General features: G+C 66.9%; 13 protein-coding genes. 6 read left to right on the forward strand and 7 right to left on the reverse strand.

What is annotated here, in order from left to right; translation table 11 throughout:
* Together HH308_RS19980 and HH308_RS19985 are read left to right on the forward strand one after the other, a co-directional pair.
* A partial coding sequence (locus HH308_RS19980) for a hypothetical protein (protein ID WP_211188665.1) occupies nt 1-1,003 on the forward strand: 1,003 nt, incomplete at its 5' end.
* A 136-nt stretch (nt 1,004-1,139) separates the two neighbouring features.
* Nucleotides 1,140-1,598 (forward strand): fimbrial biogenesis chaperone, encoded by a 459-nt coding sequence (locus HH308_RS19985; protein WP_170196008.1) that lies wholly within the window; start codon nt 1,140-1,142, stop codon nt 1,596-1,598.
* Nucleotides 1,599-1,696: 98 nt separating this feature from the next.
* On the opposite strand, the gene HH308_RS19990 is transcribed toward HH308_RS19985, so the two are convergent.
* From HH308_RS19990 to HH308_RS20010, 5 genes are all read right to left on the reverse strand, one after another.
* Nucleotides 1,697-1,948, reverse strand: coding sequence for a DUF6752 domain-containing protein (locus HH308_RS19990; RefSeq protein WP_170196009.1), 252 nt, complete (start codon nt 1,946-1,948; stop codon nt 1,697-1,699).
* Nucleotides 1,936-3,501 (reverse strand): class I SAM-dependent methyltransferase, encoded by a 1,566-nt coding sequence (locus HH308_RS19995; protein ID WP_170196010.1) that lies wholly within the window; start codon nt 3,499-3,501, stop codon nt 1,936-1,938. The genes HH308_RS19990 and HH308_RS19995 overlap by 13 nt, the downstream gene beginning before the upstream one ends.
* A gap of 504 nt (nt 3,502-4,005) precedes the next feature.
* Nucleotides 4,006-5,394 (reverse strand): NAD(P)/FAD-dependent oxidoreductase, encoded by a 1,389-nt coding sequence (locus tag HH308_RS20000; RefSeq protein WP_170196011.1) that lies wholly within the window; start codon nt 5,392-5,394, stop codon nt 4,006-4,008.
* Between the two features lie 28 nt (nt 5,395-5,422).
* Nucleotides 5,423-6,883 (reverse strand): MFS transporter, encoded by a 1,461-nt coding sequence (locus HH308_RS20005; RefSeq protein WP_170196012.1) that lies wholly within the window; start codon nt 6,881-6,883, stop codon nt 5,423-5,425.
* 31 nt (nt 6,884-6,914) lie between these two features.
* Nucleotides 6,915-7,619 (reverse strand): transporter, encoded by a 705-nt coding sequence (locus HH308_RS20010; protein WP_170196013.1) that lies wholly within the window; start codon nt 7,617-7,619, stop codon nt 6,915-6,917.
* A 270-nt stretch (nt 7,620-7,889) separates the two neighbouring features.
* Here HH308_RS20010 and HH308_RS20015 point away from each other — a divergent pair, with 270 nt between their 5' ends.
* Genes HH308_RS20015 through HH308_RS20025 form a run of 3 tightly spaced genes read left to right on the forward strand, consistent with a single transcriptional unit; the run spans nt 7,890 to nt 11,810 of the window.
* A complete protein-coding gene (locus tag HH308_RS20015) occupies nt 7,890-9,425 on the forward strand; it encodes a flavin-containing monooxygenase (RefSeq protein WP_170196014.1) in 1,536 nt (511 codons plus the stop codon).
* Nucleotides 9,418-10,362, forward strand: a complete 945-nt coding sequence (locus tag HH308_RS20020; RefSeq protein ID WP_170196015.1) for an alpha/beta fold hydrolase — start codon at nt 9,418-9,420, stop codon at nt 10,360-10,362. The genes HH308_RS20015 and HH308_RS20020 overlap by 8 nt, the downstream gene beginning before the upstream one ends.
* On the forward strand, nt 10,359-11,810 hold the full coding sequence (locus tag HH308_RS20025; protein WP_170196016.1) for a flavin monoamine oxidase family protein: 1,452 nt from the start codon (nt 10,359-10,361) through the stop codon (nt 11,808-11,810). Before HH308_RS20020 ends, HH308_RS20025 begins: the two co-directional genes overlap by 4 nt.
* Here the strand turns inward: HH308_RS20025 and HH308_RS20030 are convergent.
* Nucleotides 11,738-12,967, reverse strand: a complete 1,230-nt coding sequence (locus HH308_RS20030) for a PucR family transcriptional regulator (protein ID WP_312870739.1) — start codon at nt 12,965-12,967, stop codon at nt 11,738-11,740. The genes HH308_RS20025 and HH308_RS20030 overlap by 73 nt on opposite strands.
* A 10-nt stretch (nt 12,968-12,977) precedes the next feature.
* Nucleotides 12,978-13,661: a TetR/AcrR family transcriptional regulator gene (locus HH308_RS20035; protein WP_170196017.1), complete on the reverse strand. Its 684-nt coding sequence runs from the start codon at nt 13,659-13,661 to the stop codon at nt 12,978-12,980.
* Between the two features lie 194 nt (nt 13,662-13,855).
* On the opposite strand from HH308_RS20035, the gene HH308_RS20040 reads away from it, so the two are divergent.
* Nucleotides 13,856-15,367: an APC family permease gene (locus HH308_RS20040; RefSeq protein WP_170196018.1), complete on the forward strand. Its 1,512-nt coding sequence runs from the start codon at nt 13,856-13,858 to the stop codon at nt 15,365-15,367.
* Nucleotides 15,368-15,399: the final 32 nt, after the last annotated feature.

Genomic DNA, 15,399 nt, shown 5'->3' on the forward strand with positions numbered 1-15,399 from the left:
GGCTGACCTCCGACAACGCATTGGAGACCAGATGCAGGAGCTCGTCGGGCGACTCACCGCCCTGGACCCGGTGGCCAGTGAAACCCTCAAGGTCGTCGCCTATTTCGACGCCCTGGTGGCGTCCGGGGTGGGGCTCGACGGGCTGTTGCGCGCGGCGGCGGCGATGTCGGGGACGGTCGCCGGCGCGCAGCGTCGCGGACGAGTCAGCAGGTTCAGCGCCGGCGGTCGACGCCTCGACGCGGAGGTCACGGCACGACACCCCGAACGCGTCCAACCAGGCTTCGACATCTGGCTGGAGCGCGACGGTGAACTGCATGCCAACGACGAGATGGTGGTCGAGCGGCTCGCATTGGCCGTCGAACTGCTCGACGCCCGACGCGGTTCGGGCAATGGGCTCGACACCGTCGTCGACGAGTCGACGCCCATCGGCGAGCGGGCAGCTGTGCTGGCACGGCTTCGGGTCGACGCGGGGGCGCGGATTCGGCTGATCGCGACGGCGATTGGTGACGCGATCCCCGGCGCGACGTCGACGATCGTCTCCACCCGCTACGGGATGCTGCGAGCGACTCTCGACACAACGGGAGTCGCGCCCGATGTCGTTGCTGGGCTCGGCCGGTGGGTACGGGCTGATCACGCCCCGACGTCGTGGAACGGTGCGATTGTCGCATACCGTCTGGCCGACACCGCCGATCCGGTCATCGACGCGACCTCTCTGGGAGCGATTCTCCAGCTCGCACAGGTCTACGACCCAGACGTTCCGCACGACGACGTGACCGCGATCGGTCGCCTCAGCGCCCTCGAATTCGAGGTTCTGCGTGCGCTCGTCGAATCCGACAGCATTCGCGCGGCGGCAGCCCGGCTCGGGATGCACCATTCATCGGTGCAGGCCCGCCACGAGGCGCTGACGAGGGAACTCGGCTACGACCCGCGAAGTCCGATCGGCCGGATGAGGTGCGGCGCGGCGACGATTCTCTGGCGATTGACGACGCCGGACGCGCAGTAGGTCCCCTGATCGGTGGACAGCGGAATCCTCCGCCCGATCAACCGGTCGGCGGAGTTCGCATCGGTCGCTTCAACGGCAGAGTAAGTGTCATCGCCGGAAGCGACCAACGCCCCCGACACCGACAGAAGGAGACATCATGAAGACCTCGCAGCGGATCACCGCAGGTGTGGCCGGACTCGCCGCCACCGTTGGAATCGCACTGGGCGCCGCCGGCGTCGCCAATGCCGGAACGATGCCCGTGACACACCCCGGCGAGCCCACCACCACGATGACCATCACCAACCGCTCGGCACAGCCGGAGTTCCTGATGGGCTCGTCCACCGGCGGCACCGGACACTGGATCAACGGTCCCCGCGGCTACCTCGCACCCGGCGCCACCGAAACGGTCACCGCCGTGGCCCCCACCGGCGACTACCTCACCGTCAACGTCGTCTACCGGGTGGGCATGGTCGGCCCCAAGGCCAACTACGAGGTGGAGAACATGAAGGGCAACGTCAACACCGCGATGAGCGGAGTCAGCGGCGGACACCACTTCCTCAACGCTCACGTGTCCAGCGGCTACCCCAACGTCAACGCCGACTTCACCCAGTGGTGACCGACTGATCCCGCATCTGCCGCAGAGCCCCGGCGCTCAGCCTGCGCCGGGGCTCGACCGCGCCGATCTGCAGGGCGGTCCACAGTCACCGCCCGAGCCTAGAACGACGTCGCGTTGTACTTCGTCAGCACCGCCTTGAGCCGCTCATCGTCGCGATCTGCCGCGGGCACAAGTACCTCGGCGACGATGTCGGTGAGTTCGGCGACGCGTTGATGCAGACGCTGCGTCTCCTGCACCTCGCGTTCCAATTCTCGCAAGCGCGTGGGCAATCGACGCAGCCTGGCCACCGCGTCCGTCGCCCGGGTGAACCGTTCGCCCGACGATGTGAGTATGGATTTCAAAGTCGCCATGTCGCCACCAATCTGCATACGTGAGGGTCTTCTTGCTTGTAGACGGCGAAACCATGACCGGCTTCGCAGTATTCGACGCGGCCGCCGGCCTCTTCGATTTCGGCCACCACGGCGTCGGGTTCGAGGTAGCGGCGGAAGTGTTCGCCGAACTCGTGCTCGGCGTCGGCGTCGAGCCCGGTCCGGAACTCGAGGTAGAACCGGCCGCCGCGCCGCAACGCCATTCTGGCGATTCGCCACAGATTCTTTCGTCCGGCGTCCTGCAGAGCATGAATGAGGAAGCGGCCGTATAGAACTGGCGCCTCGTCCCGGTGTGCGAGTTCGCCGCCGATGCCGAGCACCTGCCGGGCGTCGTAGAGGTTCAGTGTCTTGAATCGTGCCGGCAGACCTTCCTCGTCGGCGAGGATCCCGGCGCGCTCGGTTGCCGCCGGCACGTAGTCGAGGCCCAGCACCTGATGGCCTTGCCGTGCGAACCACAAGGCGTCCCGCCCGGTGCCGGTGCCGATGTCGACGATCTGGGTGTCCGGCGACTCCCGGCCGTCGACCCATCGTGCAAAGGCCGACGGCTCGGTCGGCACGGACTTCTGCGACTGCCCGAAGTAGAACGGCCACCAGTGGTCGTGGTTGCCGTCGTTGCCCCGGAACCAGCCGTCGAGTCGATGCCGCGCCCAGCGCGGGACGTCGAACTTGAACGACGGGTCGGGTACCCGCCAGCCCGGGCCGTAGGTGATCTCCAGCAGTGCCTCGGGGTTGTTCGGTGCGACGATCGACCGGCCATGCAGTTCGACTTTCCCAAGCGGCAGAACGACTTCGGGGCGGAACGTCGTCGATGCCACTTCCGGCAACAGGTAGAAGACATCCTCGACGACGAACCCGGCGAACACGTCGATCGCGCGTCCGCCCTCGGCGTCGGGCACGATCACCTTGAAGTCACCCGCGGAGAATCGCCAGGTCCAGTAGCTGGCCTCGATCATCAGGCGTTCGAGAGCGAATGACTCGCGCATCACCTCGACCGGGGTCCGGTGTCGGCTGAGGTAGGCGACGTCGGCGTCGGAGTCATGCGCGATGAACCTCCCCTCGCGGACCGCGCCGAGCAGAGCCCCGTAGGCGAGAAAGGCGTCGACGCCGGCGTCGGTCAGCCGTCCCAATACGTCTTCGACGGCATCGAGCAGGGTGTCGATGGTGGCCTGACCGCGCTCGGCGAAGGCGCACTGCAGGTCGCCCGCCTTGTCGACCGTCAGCGGGCGTCCCGCACGATCGACGATGCTGACGCGGCCACCCGAATCATCGAACGCGTAGTCGTCGTCGAAGAGTGTTCGTGCTGAAGTACGTTCTCGCACAGTCACATGCGCGGTTCCCCGCAGGTATGGACGTAGGCTCTGCGGCCACGTCGCGAGATGGTTCGGCGAACCGACTCGCCACACTCGACGCGTGTCGCGGCCCGATTGGAAGGACCACACCCACGTGTCGTCGAAGAGTACGTCGACGACGGTTGGTGCCGCCGAGCCGACGGACACGCCGTCGCCGTCGACCGTCGCCAGTCGATGCTCCGCCACGAAGGGCCGCCGTAACGCAAGGTGAACTACAGGCGTCTTGGAGGTGGACATAGGAAGGGGACGCTATCGCGGGTACCCGCCCGAGGTGATAGATGAAATCACGGTGAACTGAAGTTGACGCGACATCGCGTTGGGAGGGTCGGCCCATCCGCTGGTTGCCGCCGTTCATCCGCTGGTTGAGCCGGGCCATCCGCTGGTTGAGCCGGGCCGGAGCGTTAGCGTAGGCCCGTGTCGTAACCACCTGAGCACAACACGCCACCGCAACCGAACTCCTTGGGACAGTTGGGAATTTGTCTCGCCGGGTTTCGACACGAGCGCGGCTCGCTAGCGCTCGTCGAGCTCGGCTCAACCAGCGGGGAGGGGAGAGCTCGGCTCAACCAGCGCGGGGGAGGGGCGAGCTCGGCTCAACCAGCGGGGAGGAACGACCTCAGCGTCAACCAGCGGGGGAGGGGCGAGCACGACCCCGGCTCAACCAGCGGGGGAAGTAACGAGCACGACCTCGGCTCAGCCAGCAGACAGGAACGAGCGCTGCTCGACCTGCGGCTCCCCGACGTCGACCCGGCTGCCTTTCCGTGCGTTGCGTCGGCTCCCGTTGATCAGGTCGTTGAAGCGATCGACCAGCCAGATCGTCCGCAGTCCCAGTGGGCCCATCATCATCGGCGGGGCGAATTTCGGCTCGGCCTGCCATACGGCGTCGAGGTCGTCGTGCCGGGTGCCGTCGACGATCAGGTCGGCGATGAGTGACCCGAGATAGGGAGCTTGGGCCAGCCCGTGCCCATTGCACGCGACCGAGTAGTAGACGTGCTCGCCGAGCTGGCCGGCCAGCGGCAACCACGACGAGGTGATCGCGATCCAACCGCCCCAGGCACGTTGCACGCGCACGTCTGCCAACGTCGGGAACCGGGTTGCGAACCCGCGCGCCAGTTCGGCGACGAGTTTCGGATCGGGCGCTCGGTCGGGCAGCGGATAGCTCGTCGCGCGCTCGATCCGGCGGACCCCGAACACGATGGTGTTTCGCGAGGTCAGCCGGTAGTTCTCCATGATGTTGTGCTGGGTCACCAACCCGGACCGGCTGGTCCAGCCCAGTGCCGCGAGTCGTTGCGGATCGATCGGTTCGGTCTCCGCCTCGGTGACCCACATCGGTGAGGACAGCCGCCTCGGTGTGACGTCCCATTCTCCGGCGAACGCATTCGTCGCAAGCACGACCTTGTCGGCGCGAACTACTCCGCCCGGCGTCGACACCACCACGCCGCCCGCGCTGCGCGTCAAGTCGGTGACCTTCGACTGCTCGAACACTCGTACCGGCGACGCCAGCACGGCGTCGCGGACTCCGCGGGTGAACTTACCGGGGTTCATGATGCCGCCGTTCACCTCGCGCATGCCCCCGACGAATCCGCGCGGGATGCCGAGCTCTTCGCTGGTGCCGAGTTCGGTCTCGATGCCCGCGCCGCGCAGGATCTTCGCGACCCGCCGCACCCGACCGAACTGGCCGCGCGACACCGCGGCGAACACGTTGCCCGTCTGTTCGTAGTCGCAGTCGATGTCGAATGTCGCCATCAGCTGCTCGACGTAGGCGGCGGCGTGCTCGGTCAACCGCGCCATCGCCGGCATCCGCTTGCCGAAGAACAGATTGAGCAGCTGGATGTCGCCGCCGGGCGCGCTGGCCAGTTGGCCGGCGTTGCGGGAACTCGACCCGTGCCCGCAGAACCGCGCTTCCAGCAGCACCACGTCGACGCCCCGCTGGGCGAGTCGCAGTGCTGTCGACATCCCGGCCAGACCGCCGCCGATCACGGCGACCTGGCAGGTGAGGTTGTCGGTCAAGGCGTCGCGCACATCGGTCGGCGGGTCTACCCAGCCGGTGAACGTGCTGTACTGGACGTTATCGGTAGTCATCGAGATCATCTCCATTCGGTTGTTCAGGTCAGGCGGCGCTCGGTGCGCCGCGTCGCGATCGACGTGCTCGGGAGATCCCGACGGTGAGCAGGACACCCGCCGCGAGTGCGGCGGACAGCCAGTAGCCGACGCCGTACAGGCCCTTGGCCGCCACCTCGGTATGGGTCCCCGGTACCGGAATCAGTGCCGCGCTCAGATCGCCGCTGATCAGGGCGGTGCCCAAGGCGAATCCCACCGCCATGAAGGTGCCCGCGACGCCCGACGCCATCCCGGCCGCGGCCTCCGGCACGGCCCGCTGCACGGTGGCGAATCCGGCGGCGTAGCCGATGCTGCAGCCCAGACCCATCACCGCCGCTCCGACGAGGTACTGCCATCGTGCGTCGTGGAAGTCGGCGAGCCAGGCGAGACCCGCCACGCTGATGACGGCGCCGACCAGGAAGACCGGAATCACCCGGCCCGCCGCGACCGGCCGGTCGACGACGATGCCGCCGATCAGGAAGGTCACCGCGAACGGGACCATCAGCCACCCGGTCTGCAGCGCGGATAGACCGAGGCCGTAGGCGTCGGCCGGTCGCAGGGCCGTCGGGATGATCTGGGTGTAGGTGCTCACCAGCAGCAGGAAGGCCGCGTTCACGGCCGCGAACAGGGCGATGCACAGGCACGACGCGGCGACCAGTGGGGATTTCATCAGCGCGACGTCGAAGACCGCGGCCGATGTACGACGCTGATGACGCACCCAGGTGATACCGCCGACGATCCCGACCGACAGCGGAATCAACGCGGCGGCGCCCCAGACGAGTCCCTGCGTCAGCGTCAACAGGATCGCCGCGACCCAGCCGATCATCCACAGGGTGCCGACGACGCCGATACGTGCGGTGGGCTCGGCGGGCGGAGTGTGCGGAATGACGGCGAGCGCCGCCACGATCATCGCGGCGCACAGCACGGCGAGGATCACATAGAAGGCCCGCAGCGACAGATTCTCCACGACGTACCCGCCGCCGATCATGCCGACGACGATGCCCACCCCGGTCGCGACGACGAGCACTGCGACACCGATCGCGGTACCGCTCTCGCCCAGACCACGGCGCAGGAATCCCAACGGCAGCAGCTGGGCGGCGCCGCCGACACCCATGATCGCGCAGCCGACCAGCAGCGTCGGATACGAATCGCCGACTGCCGGGATGGCCGCGCCGGCGGCCATCAGCGCCGAGGCGAGGACTGCTGCGTTGCGGTCGCCGTGAACGTCGGCAAGCCGGGGTAGAAGGATGAATCCCGCTCCGCCACCGAGCGTGAGCGCGGTGTAGATCCAGGTGGTCTGGGCGATCGTCTCCAGGCCGTAGCTGGCTTGGATGACGGTCAGCAGTGGTGGCAGGACGAAGATCACCGCGTTGGTAATGGTGACCATGAATGCGCCCATCGCGATGAGCGCCCATCGTCGTGACGGGCCGGCGAGCACAGTGTTCTCGGGCACAAGGCCGATATCGGTCATTGTTCTTTCCTCGTGATAATCGTGGTGTCGATCACCGAAGTGCCGAGCGTTCACGGTCGGCCGCGGCGGAATCCAAGGCGTCGACGCGCTTGTTGTGAGCGTCGAATGCCGTGTAGCCGTAGTAGACGACCATCATCGCCAGACCCCATGTGAACAGGGCGAATGTGTAGAAGATGGTGTGATTGGCGTCGTCGCCGGGGATGTGCCAGAAGTCGTAGATCGAGGCGATCACGATATTGAGTACCGTGGCGACGCCGATCCAGATCGAGTGAGTGCGCTCGCCGATCGCCCACAGGCGCGCCGCGAAATAGAACAGGAATCCCGACACCGCCAATGCGGTGAACAGCATGAACGCTTTTCCTGCCGTACCGAGCTGAACCGAATATTCCGACAACACGAATCCCAACACCGCGGCCAGGGCGAACAGTGCGATATCGACCGACTTCGGCGGATGGAACCGGTGGGTGACTTTCATCAGCCCCAACGCGAGGATCAAGGTAAACCCGATCGATCGGGAGAATGCGTCGAAGAAGAATGCGAGGTGATAGATCGGCGTACCCGGGCCGGCTTTGATCAGACCGTAGATCAGGAAATTCGTTCCCGAGGTCGCCATGACGAGCCATTCCAGGCCGATGAGATAGTTCCGATGATTTCGGATGAATCGGATTCCGAAGACGGCTCCGATGATGATCATCCAGATATCCGAGACGGATATCAGTAATTCCCAGACGGCCATGACCTGCTCCCTGTGTGATGTGGGTCTCTTTCTCGATGCAGTAAGCGTCGCGCGAGCCGAGCGCCGCTCGCTACGGCGTCGTGCACCTCGAATCGCGAGCAACACGACATGGTGCAACATCGAGTGCCACATGGCAGGACAATTCGGGCACGATGGTGCATCCTGCAACATGCAGTCCATCGAGTTGGGGCACGACGGTGTGGTAGATCACATCGCGGGGCGGGCATTGTGTTGGACATACCGCAATCGCACCGACCGAAGGGAATCGCGATGAGCACATCGGCACCGAGTACCGACAAGCACCCCATCACCGAGGAATACGACCTCGTCGTCATCGGTGCCGGAATCTCCGGCATCGGTGCCGTGCAGTATTTCCGGGAGGCATTCCCGAATAGGCGCATCATCGTCTTGGAGGGGCGCTCCAATATCGGTGGGACATGGGACCTGTTCCGCTACCCGGGAATCCGGTCCGATTCGGATCTGCACACGTTCGGCTACGAATTCAAGCCGTGGGAGGATCGTTCCGCGATCGCCGACGCACCGCTGATTCGAAACTACCTCCGCGACACCGTCGACGAGTTCGACCTGACCGGCCTGATCGCCCTCCGACACCGGGTCGCGCGGGCGAGCTGGTCGAGCACCGACGCGCGCTGGACGCTGCATGTCGAGGTCGTCGACGCCGACGGCGCAGTCGTGGCCACCAAGTGCATCAGCACCAACTGGATCTTCGCGGGGACCGGCTACTACCGCTACGACGAGGGCTTCACCCCGCACTTCGACGGCCGGGAGGATTTCGCCGGCGACATCATTCACCCGCAGCATTGGCCCGAAGACTACGACTACAGCGGCAAGAAGGTCGTGGTGATCGGCAGCGGCGCCACCGCGATCACGCTGGTGCCCGCGATGCTGAACGGACCCGGCGCAGCCGCCCACGTGACGATGCTCCAGCGCACCCCGACCTATGTGCTGCCCTTCCCGCGCGTCGACACGCTCGCGCTGAAACTGACCAAGGTCTTCGGCGTACGCCGTGGCTACGCGCTCACCAGGTTCAAGAACGTCTGGATGGACCGCGGCATCGTCAAGGGACTGCGGACCTTTCCCCGTGCCGGCCGGAGACTGATCCGCTCGGTCAACAAGAAGGCGCTGCCCGCCGGCTACGACGTCGACACGCACTTCAACCCGCCCTATGATCCGTGGGATCAGCGGCTGTGCATGGCGCCCGACGGCGACTTCTTCGACGTACTCGGCACCGGTGCCGCCTCGGTCGTCACCGACCGTATCGTCCGCTTCACCGAGACCGGGATCCTGCTGGAATCCGGTGAGCACCTCGACGCCGACGTCATCGTGACCGCGACCGGGCTGGTGATGCGGATGCTCGGCGGCATCGACATCGTCGTCGACGACGAGCCGGTCGACATCACCAAGTCGGTGGTCTACCGCGGCACGCTGCTGTCCGGGGTCCCGAACCTCGCGATGGCCGTCGGCTACACGACGTCGTCGTGGACGCTGAAGATCGGCATGCTGTGCCGGTACGTGGTCGGACTGGTCAAGCACATGGACGAACACGGCTACGACACCGCCCGCGTCGAGCCTGACCCGGCCATGGCGCTTCGCCCGATCATGGACTTGAGCTCGGGCTACGCGCTACGCGCCCGCGCCACCATCCCCAAGCAGGGCGAGGGGCCGTGGAAGATGTCGATGTCGTACCCGGAGGACGCCAAGCGGCTGCGCGGGCCGCTGCTCGACGCCGCCAACTTGAAGCTGAGCTCCAGCGCGGTTCGGGCGAGCGAGGTGGCACATGTCTGACCACATCCCCGCCGACCACGTCCCGTCCGACTATGTCACTGACGAGTTCGCGACACTGCGCAGCGGCGTGCGTGTGTGCTACCGGGTCGACGGTGCACCCGATGCGCCGCCGATCCTGCTGATCGCGGGTCTCGCCGAAGATCTCACCACCTGGTCGCCGCGTTTCGTCACCTCCCTGGTGACCGTCGGCTACCGGGTGATCCGGCTCGACAACCGTGACTGCGGACGGTCGACCTTCATCGACGCCGCGCCGCCGAACACCCTGCGACAGCTGTTCGCCCGCCCCCGACGCGACGCCTACACCCTCGCCGACATGGCGGCCGACGCCGTCGCCCTACTCGACCACCTCGACATCGGGGCTGCGCACGTGGTCGGCCGGTCGATGGGCGGCATGATCGCGCAGACGATCGCGGCCCGGTATCCGGAGCGTGTCGCGACCTTGACGTCGCTGTATTCCACAACGGGCGACAAGAAGGTCGGGCAGCCGGCGACGTCGACGATGTTGATGCTGGTCAGTCCACCGCCGAAGAACCGCGTCCAGTTCGTCCGGGAACACCTGCGGATGACCGCGCACCTGGCCGGCGTCGGCTATCCGCTCGACGAGGTGGAGGAGACCGCGCATGCCGTGACCACCTGGAATCGCACCGACGGTGATTCTGCCGCCGGAACCGCCCGCCAGATCCAGGCGATTCAGGCCTCCGGTGACCGCACCGCCGAGGTGGCGACGATCACCGCCCCGACGCTGATCGTCAACGGCGACCGCGATCTCATCGTCGCACCGTCGGGCGGGGAGGCCACCGCGGCCGCGATCGGCGACAGCAGGCACATCGTCGTACCGGGGATGGGACATCACCTGCCCGACGCGCTGGCGCTCACCATCGCCGATCACGTCGTCGCACACGTCGGAGCCACCACCGGACAGGAGATCGGGAAATGAGCACGGCACGGCGCAGCGCCGACTACGTGATCGTCGGCGCGGGGGTGTCCGGCCTCACCGCGGCACGACGACTCGCCGGCGCCGGAAAATCTGTGGTCGTCGTCGAAGCGAGTGATCGAGTGGGTGGTCGTACCGTCAACCTCGACGTCGGTGACGGCGTGATCACCGAGGGCGGTGGGCAGTGGGTCGGACCCGGTCAGGACAGCGTGCTCGCATTGATCGACGAACTCCGGCTCGACACGTTCAAGACATTCGTCGACGGCAAGTCGATCTACCTGCGCAACGGAAAGACGAAGAAGTACGACGGCACGGTCCCGCCGCTGAGCCCGCTGGTACTCGCCGACTTCGCCCAGCTGCAGATCCGGCTGGAGCGGATGGCCAGGTCCGTGCCGATCGACGAGCCCTGGCGGGCCCGCAAGGCGCGTGCGTGGGACAGCCGGACCTTCGGACACTGGCTCGACGCCAACGCGTGGACCGACGAGGCGAAGCTGATCCTCACCGTCGCGCTCACCGTGACCAACGCCGAAGACCTGCACAGCACCTCGATGCTGGTGCAGCTGCAGCGCATCGCCGCGAGCGGCGGACTCAACCACATGATCGAGATCACCGACGGTGCTCAGGAGTCGCGGGTCGTCGGCGGCTCCGCGCTGATCGCGCAGCGGATGGCCGACGCTCTGGGGCCCGACGTCGTCCTCGACTCTCCGGTCACCGAGATCCGCCAGGACGCCGACGGTGTACTCGTCCGGTCCGCCCGGGTCGACGTCGACGCAAAGCGGGTCATCGTCGCGATGTCGCCCGCCGACGTCGGGCGGATCGCCATCGCCGATCTACCGGCGCGACGGCGGATGCTGCAACGCCGCCTGTCCGGCGGGTCGGAGAGCAAACTCTTCGCCGTCTACGACACGCCGTTCTGGCGAGAGCAGGGCCTCAACGGCCAGGCGCTCACCGACCTGCCGATGGCCGGCTACGTCGTCGACAATTCCCCGCCCGACGGCAGTGTCGGAATCCTGCTGACCTTCGTCGGGACCGCCGGAGCCGGGTACGGGCTGCACTGGCCCGACGCCGTCCTCGACGACCCCGACGCTCGACGCGATGCCTTCCTGCAGGCGCTGACCACGTTGTTCGGGCCGCAGGCCGCGCATCCGATCGCCTACTTGGAGAAGGATTGGACGCATGAGCCGTGGATCTCGGGCTGCGTCGCGTCACGCCCGCCCGGGTTGCTGACGCAGTACACCGACGCCGACCGAACGCCGGTCGGCCGGATTCACTGGGCCGGCACCGAGACGGCCGTGCTGAATCAGGGCTATCTCGACGGCGCGGTCAGTGCGGGTGAGCGAGCCGCCCGGGAAGTACTCGCGGGCGAATCAGCGCCGTCTCAGGGCGAATCGCGAAGCGCGACCAGTGACAGAGCGGCGACGACGCTGGCCGCATCGTCGGCCAACGGCTGAGGCAACAGCTGGTCGGCGCGGGTCAAGCGTCGTTCGATGGTGTTGCGATGGGTGAACATCCGCTCGGCGGTGCTCGACCCGTTGAATCGTTCGCGGACATAGGTCAGCACCGTTTCCCGCAGCACCCGATCGGCGGTCGCGAGGTCACCCAGGGTGTCGGCGACGAACTGATCGGCCTGCGCCATGTCGGTGGTGAGTACCGCCACCAGGGCGACGTCCTCGTAGCGGACCACCCGGCGGGCGGATCCCACCCGCGCGAGGACGCGCTGCGCCGAGGCGGCGTCGAGGTGGCTGCGCCGGAATCCGTCCAGGTCGCGTGCGGGGCGGCCGAACGCGACGTGCACGCCGGGAAGCTCGGCCAGCGCCGCCTCGCACCGCTGTACCTGCGGTGCGACACCGGCGGGCAGCCACAGCCAGAGCGTCGCGGTGCTGGCGTTCAGCGTCAGTCGGCGGGGAGCGTCGCACAGTCGAAGGACCACCTCGGCGGCGGCGTCGAGGCGGGTGGCGTCGTCGTCGTTCGAGTCGAGCCAGATGATCGCGGCGAGGTGGCTTCCCGCGAGTGAGTAGCCGAGCTGGGTCTCCGCGAGGGTCCGGCCGATCGGTGCACCTTCGAGCAGCAACTGGACGGTGGCCTGCCGCTGTGCGTTCACGCCGCGCACGAGTTCCGTGCGCTCCTGATCGACGTACGCGTTGAGTTCCAGGATCGAATCGTCGATGAAAGTCGAAACGGACCGTTCGGACACCTTGATCAACGCGCGGAGTTCGGTGAGATCACTGGTCGCCGCAAAGCACCCGTCCACCCAGCGGTCCCACATGGTGTGCTGGGCGCCGCGCCAGGACCCCAGGTCGTTCATATCCATCCCGCGCCGCACCGCGTCGCGGGCGTACTGCCGGACTCCGGAGTCGACGCACGGCGGCACACGCAGGCCGGGGTCCTGCAGGTTCGACGACAGCCAGTGGAACAGATATGTCTTGCCCATCTGTCGATCGGCCTGGACGAACTCGGGGTCGTCGACGATCGCGGGGTAGCGGGTGCCCTGTTGGGACGCGAGCTGCAGTTCGTCGATGATCTCGTCGGACGACGCCAGCATGCCCTCGGTGACCACCCTGATCAGCTCGCAGATCCGGTCGCTCGGCCGTGTCCAGAGTGGATCCACAGTCCGCACCTTACCGTTCACGCCAGACCGGGCGAGTGACTTCGCCCGGCTCCCAGTCGGCGCGCGGGATGTCGGCCGGGGCGAACAGCGGGACCTCGTCGAGCGTCGTTTCCCGACCGTCGCGCCGCGCGCGGACGGCGGCGAGTCCGATGCCGACCAGTTCACGCGAGATGGACGCGACGTCGTCGGCACCGTCGGGCCGATACCACTCGCTCGCACCTGAGCACATGGTGAGCAGAGCGAGCCGGGTCAGCCGTTGGTTTCCGACGCGGAAGACCCCGTCGTCGACGCCGTCGCGGATCGCGTCGCGCCAGAGGCTCTCATAGTCGTCGCGCATCGCGATGATCTCGGTGTGGGCGCCGCTGCCGGGCGTCAGGGCACGGATCTCGGTGTCGGCCACCAGGCCGGTCTTGGGGCTGGTGAGGTGTACCCCGGCCAAACCGCTGATGAGGATCGACAACCGCGCTTCGGGACGGCTGACGCCGACGAGCGCCCTGCGCGTCGCGTCGGTGAGCTTGCGCTGCATCTCCCGCATGACGTCGACGAGCAGGGCCTCCTTGTTGTCGACGAAATGGTAGATCCCCGCGTTCGAGACGCCCGCCTCCTTCGCTATCTCACGGATGCTGCTCGCGGCGTAACCACGACTGGCGAACAGGCCGACGGCGGCTGCCCTGATCCGCGTCTCGGTTTCCATCACACACCTCTCAATTGTTGTCTCGCGACGATATGCACCGATCTTCCGTCACAGTGTTGCACTGACACAAACAGGAGGGTGCAAGATGCACCTGGTTCCTTGCCGAACGATCGGTAAGCTCAAGTTACCTCGATCACATCGATTTCGGGTAATCACCCGGCCCTCCATCGAACGAAAAGACGAAAGAAGCCGCTATGACTCAACAGCGTGCGGATCAGCCGGCGCGTGTCGGCTCGGATCTGGACCGGACTCTCGGAGTGCCCCAGATCGTATTCATGGTGGTCGCCATGGCGGCACCGCTCACCGTCTTCGCCGGGCTGATTCCACTGATGCTCGGTACCGGCAACGGCATCGGCACACCCGTCGACTTCGTCATCGTCGGCGTGGTGCTCGGATTGTTCACGGTGGGCTACTCGGCGATGACACCCGAGGTCCGCAACGCGGGAGCGTTCTACTCCTACATCCAGCGCGGGCTCGGTACCACGGTCGGGCTCGGTGCGGCCGCGCTCGCCGTCGTGACCTACACGCTGCTGATGGTGGCCGTCTCGGCCTATCTCGGAGCCGCGGCGAGCAACGTCGTCCAGACGTTCGCGGGTGCGTCGGTGCCGTGGTGGATACCCGCGGCGATCGGCCTGGCCGCCATCGGCTTCCTCGGTTACCGCAACGTCGAACTGAGCGCGCGAGTGCTCGGGGTGCTGCTCGTCGCCGAGATAGCCATCGTCCTCGTCGTCGATCTGGCCATCGTGCTGCGTGGCGGCGCCGACGGACTGACTGCAAAGCCGCTGACCGTCGACGCTTTCACCGGCGGCGCCACCGGCACCGGCATCATGTTCGCTGTCTTCGGTTTCGTCGGGTTCGAGGCCACCGCCGTGTTCCGGTCCGAGGCGAAGGATCCCGATCGAACGATCCCGCGGGCCACCTACATCGCCGTCGCGCTCATCGCCGTCATCTACGCGTTCTCGTCGTGGGCGATGATCGTCGGACTCGGCGTCGACCATGCCGTCCAAGCGGCGGCCGACGATCCCGAAGGGCTGGCTTCCGGATTGGCCGCCCAGTTCGTGGGGAAGGCCGCCCACGACGTCGTGCAGGTGCTGCTGGTCACCAGCTTCTTCGCCTGCGTGCTCACCGCGCACAACGTCGTGTCTCGCTACCTCTTCTCGCTCGGTCGTCAGCGCGCATTGCCCCGCGTGCTCGGCGAGGTGCATCCCGTCCATCGGTCGCCGTCGGCGGCATCGCTGGTGACCTCCGCGGTCGTCACGGTGGTGTTGGCCGCGATGGCGATCGTCGGACTCGATCCCGTCGTCGAGATCTACGGCTGGTTCGGCGGTGCCGGCACCCTCGGGCTCATCGTCCTCCTGACACTCGCCTCGCTCGCCGTCGTCGTACATTTCCGCGGTGCATCCCGGCGGCCGGCGTCGATTGGCCCCGCTCGCCAGCGCTCCCGGCGGCCGGCGTCGATTGGCGCCGCTCGCGGGCGCTCCCGGCGGCCGGTGTCGCTCTGGGCCGGAACCATCGCGCCGACCATCGCCTTCGCTTGTCTCGCAACGATTCTCGCGCTCGTCGTCGGAAACTTCGAGCTGCTGATCGGCTCACGATGGGGAGCCGACGTGTTCCTCGCGATCATCGCGCTGGCCTTCGTCGGCGGACTCGGTTGGGCGCTCGCACTGCGTCGCACGCGCCCCGACGTCTTTCAGGCCATCGAATAGTCCGACCCGTTACCACTCCCGCTTTCTGAGAG

The organism is Gordonia asplenii, assembly GCF_012933505.1.
Lineage (GTDB): Bacteria > Actinomycetota > Actinomycetes > Mycobacteriales > Mycobacteriaceae > Gordonia > Gordonia asplenii.

Bases quoted from the DNA above. Each gene is read 5' to 3' on its own strand.
- HH308_RS20005 (WP_170196012.1), bottom strand. From the start codon at position 6,883: ATGACCGATATCGGCCTTGTGCCCGAGAACACTGTGCTCGCCGGCCCG.
- HH308_RS20035 (WP_170196017.1), bottom strand. From the start codon at position 13,661: ATGGAAACCGAGACGCGGATCAGGGCAGCCGCCGTCGGCCTGTTCGCC.
- HH308_RS20000 (WP_170196011.1), bottom strand. From the start codon at position 5,394: ATGACTACCGATAACGTCCAGTACAGCACGTTCACCGGCTGGGTAGAC.
- HH308_RS19985 (WP_170196008.1), top strand. From the start codon at position 1,140: ATGAAGACCTCGCAGCGGATCACCGCAGGTGTGGCCGGACTCGCCGCC.
- HH308_RS20020 (WP_170196015.1), top strand. From the start codon at position 9,418: ATGTCTGACCACATCCCCGCCGACCACGTCCCGTCCGACTATGTCACT.
- HH308_RS20010 (WP_170196013.1), bottom strand. From the start codon at position 7,619: ATGGCCGTCTGGGAATTACTGATATCCGTCTCGGATATCTGGATGATC.
- HH308_RS19990 (WP_170196009.1), bottom strand. From the start codon at position 1,948: ATGGCGACTTTGAAATCCATACTCACATCGTCGGGCGAACGGTTCACC.
- HH308_RS20025 (WP_170196016.1), top strand. From the start codon at position 10,359: ATGAGCACGGCACGGCGCAGCGCCGACTACGTGATCGTCGGCGCGGGG.
- HH308_RS20040 (WP_170196018.1), top strand. From the start codon at position 13,856: ATGACTCAACAGCGTGCGGATCAGCCGGCGCGTGTCGGCTCGGATCTG.
- HH308_RS20015 (WP_170196014.1), top strand. From the start codon at position 7,890: ATGAGCACATCGGCACCGAGTACCGACAAGCACCCCATCACCGAGGAA.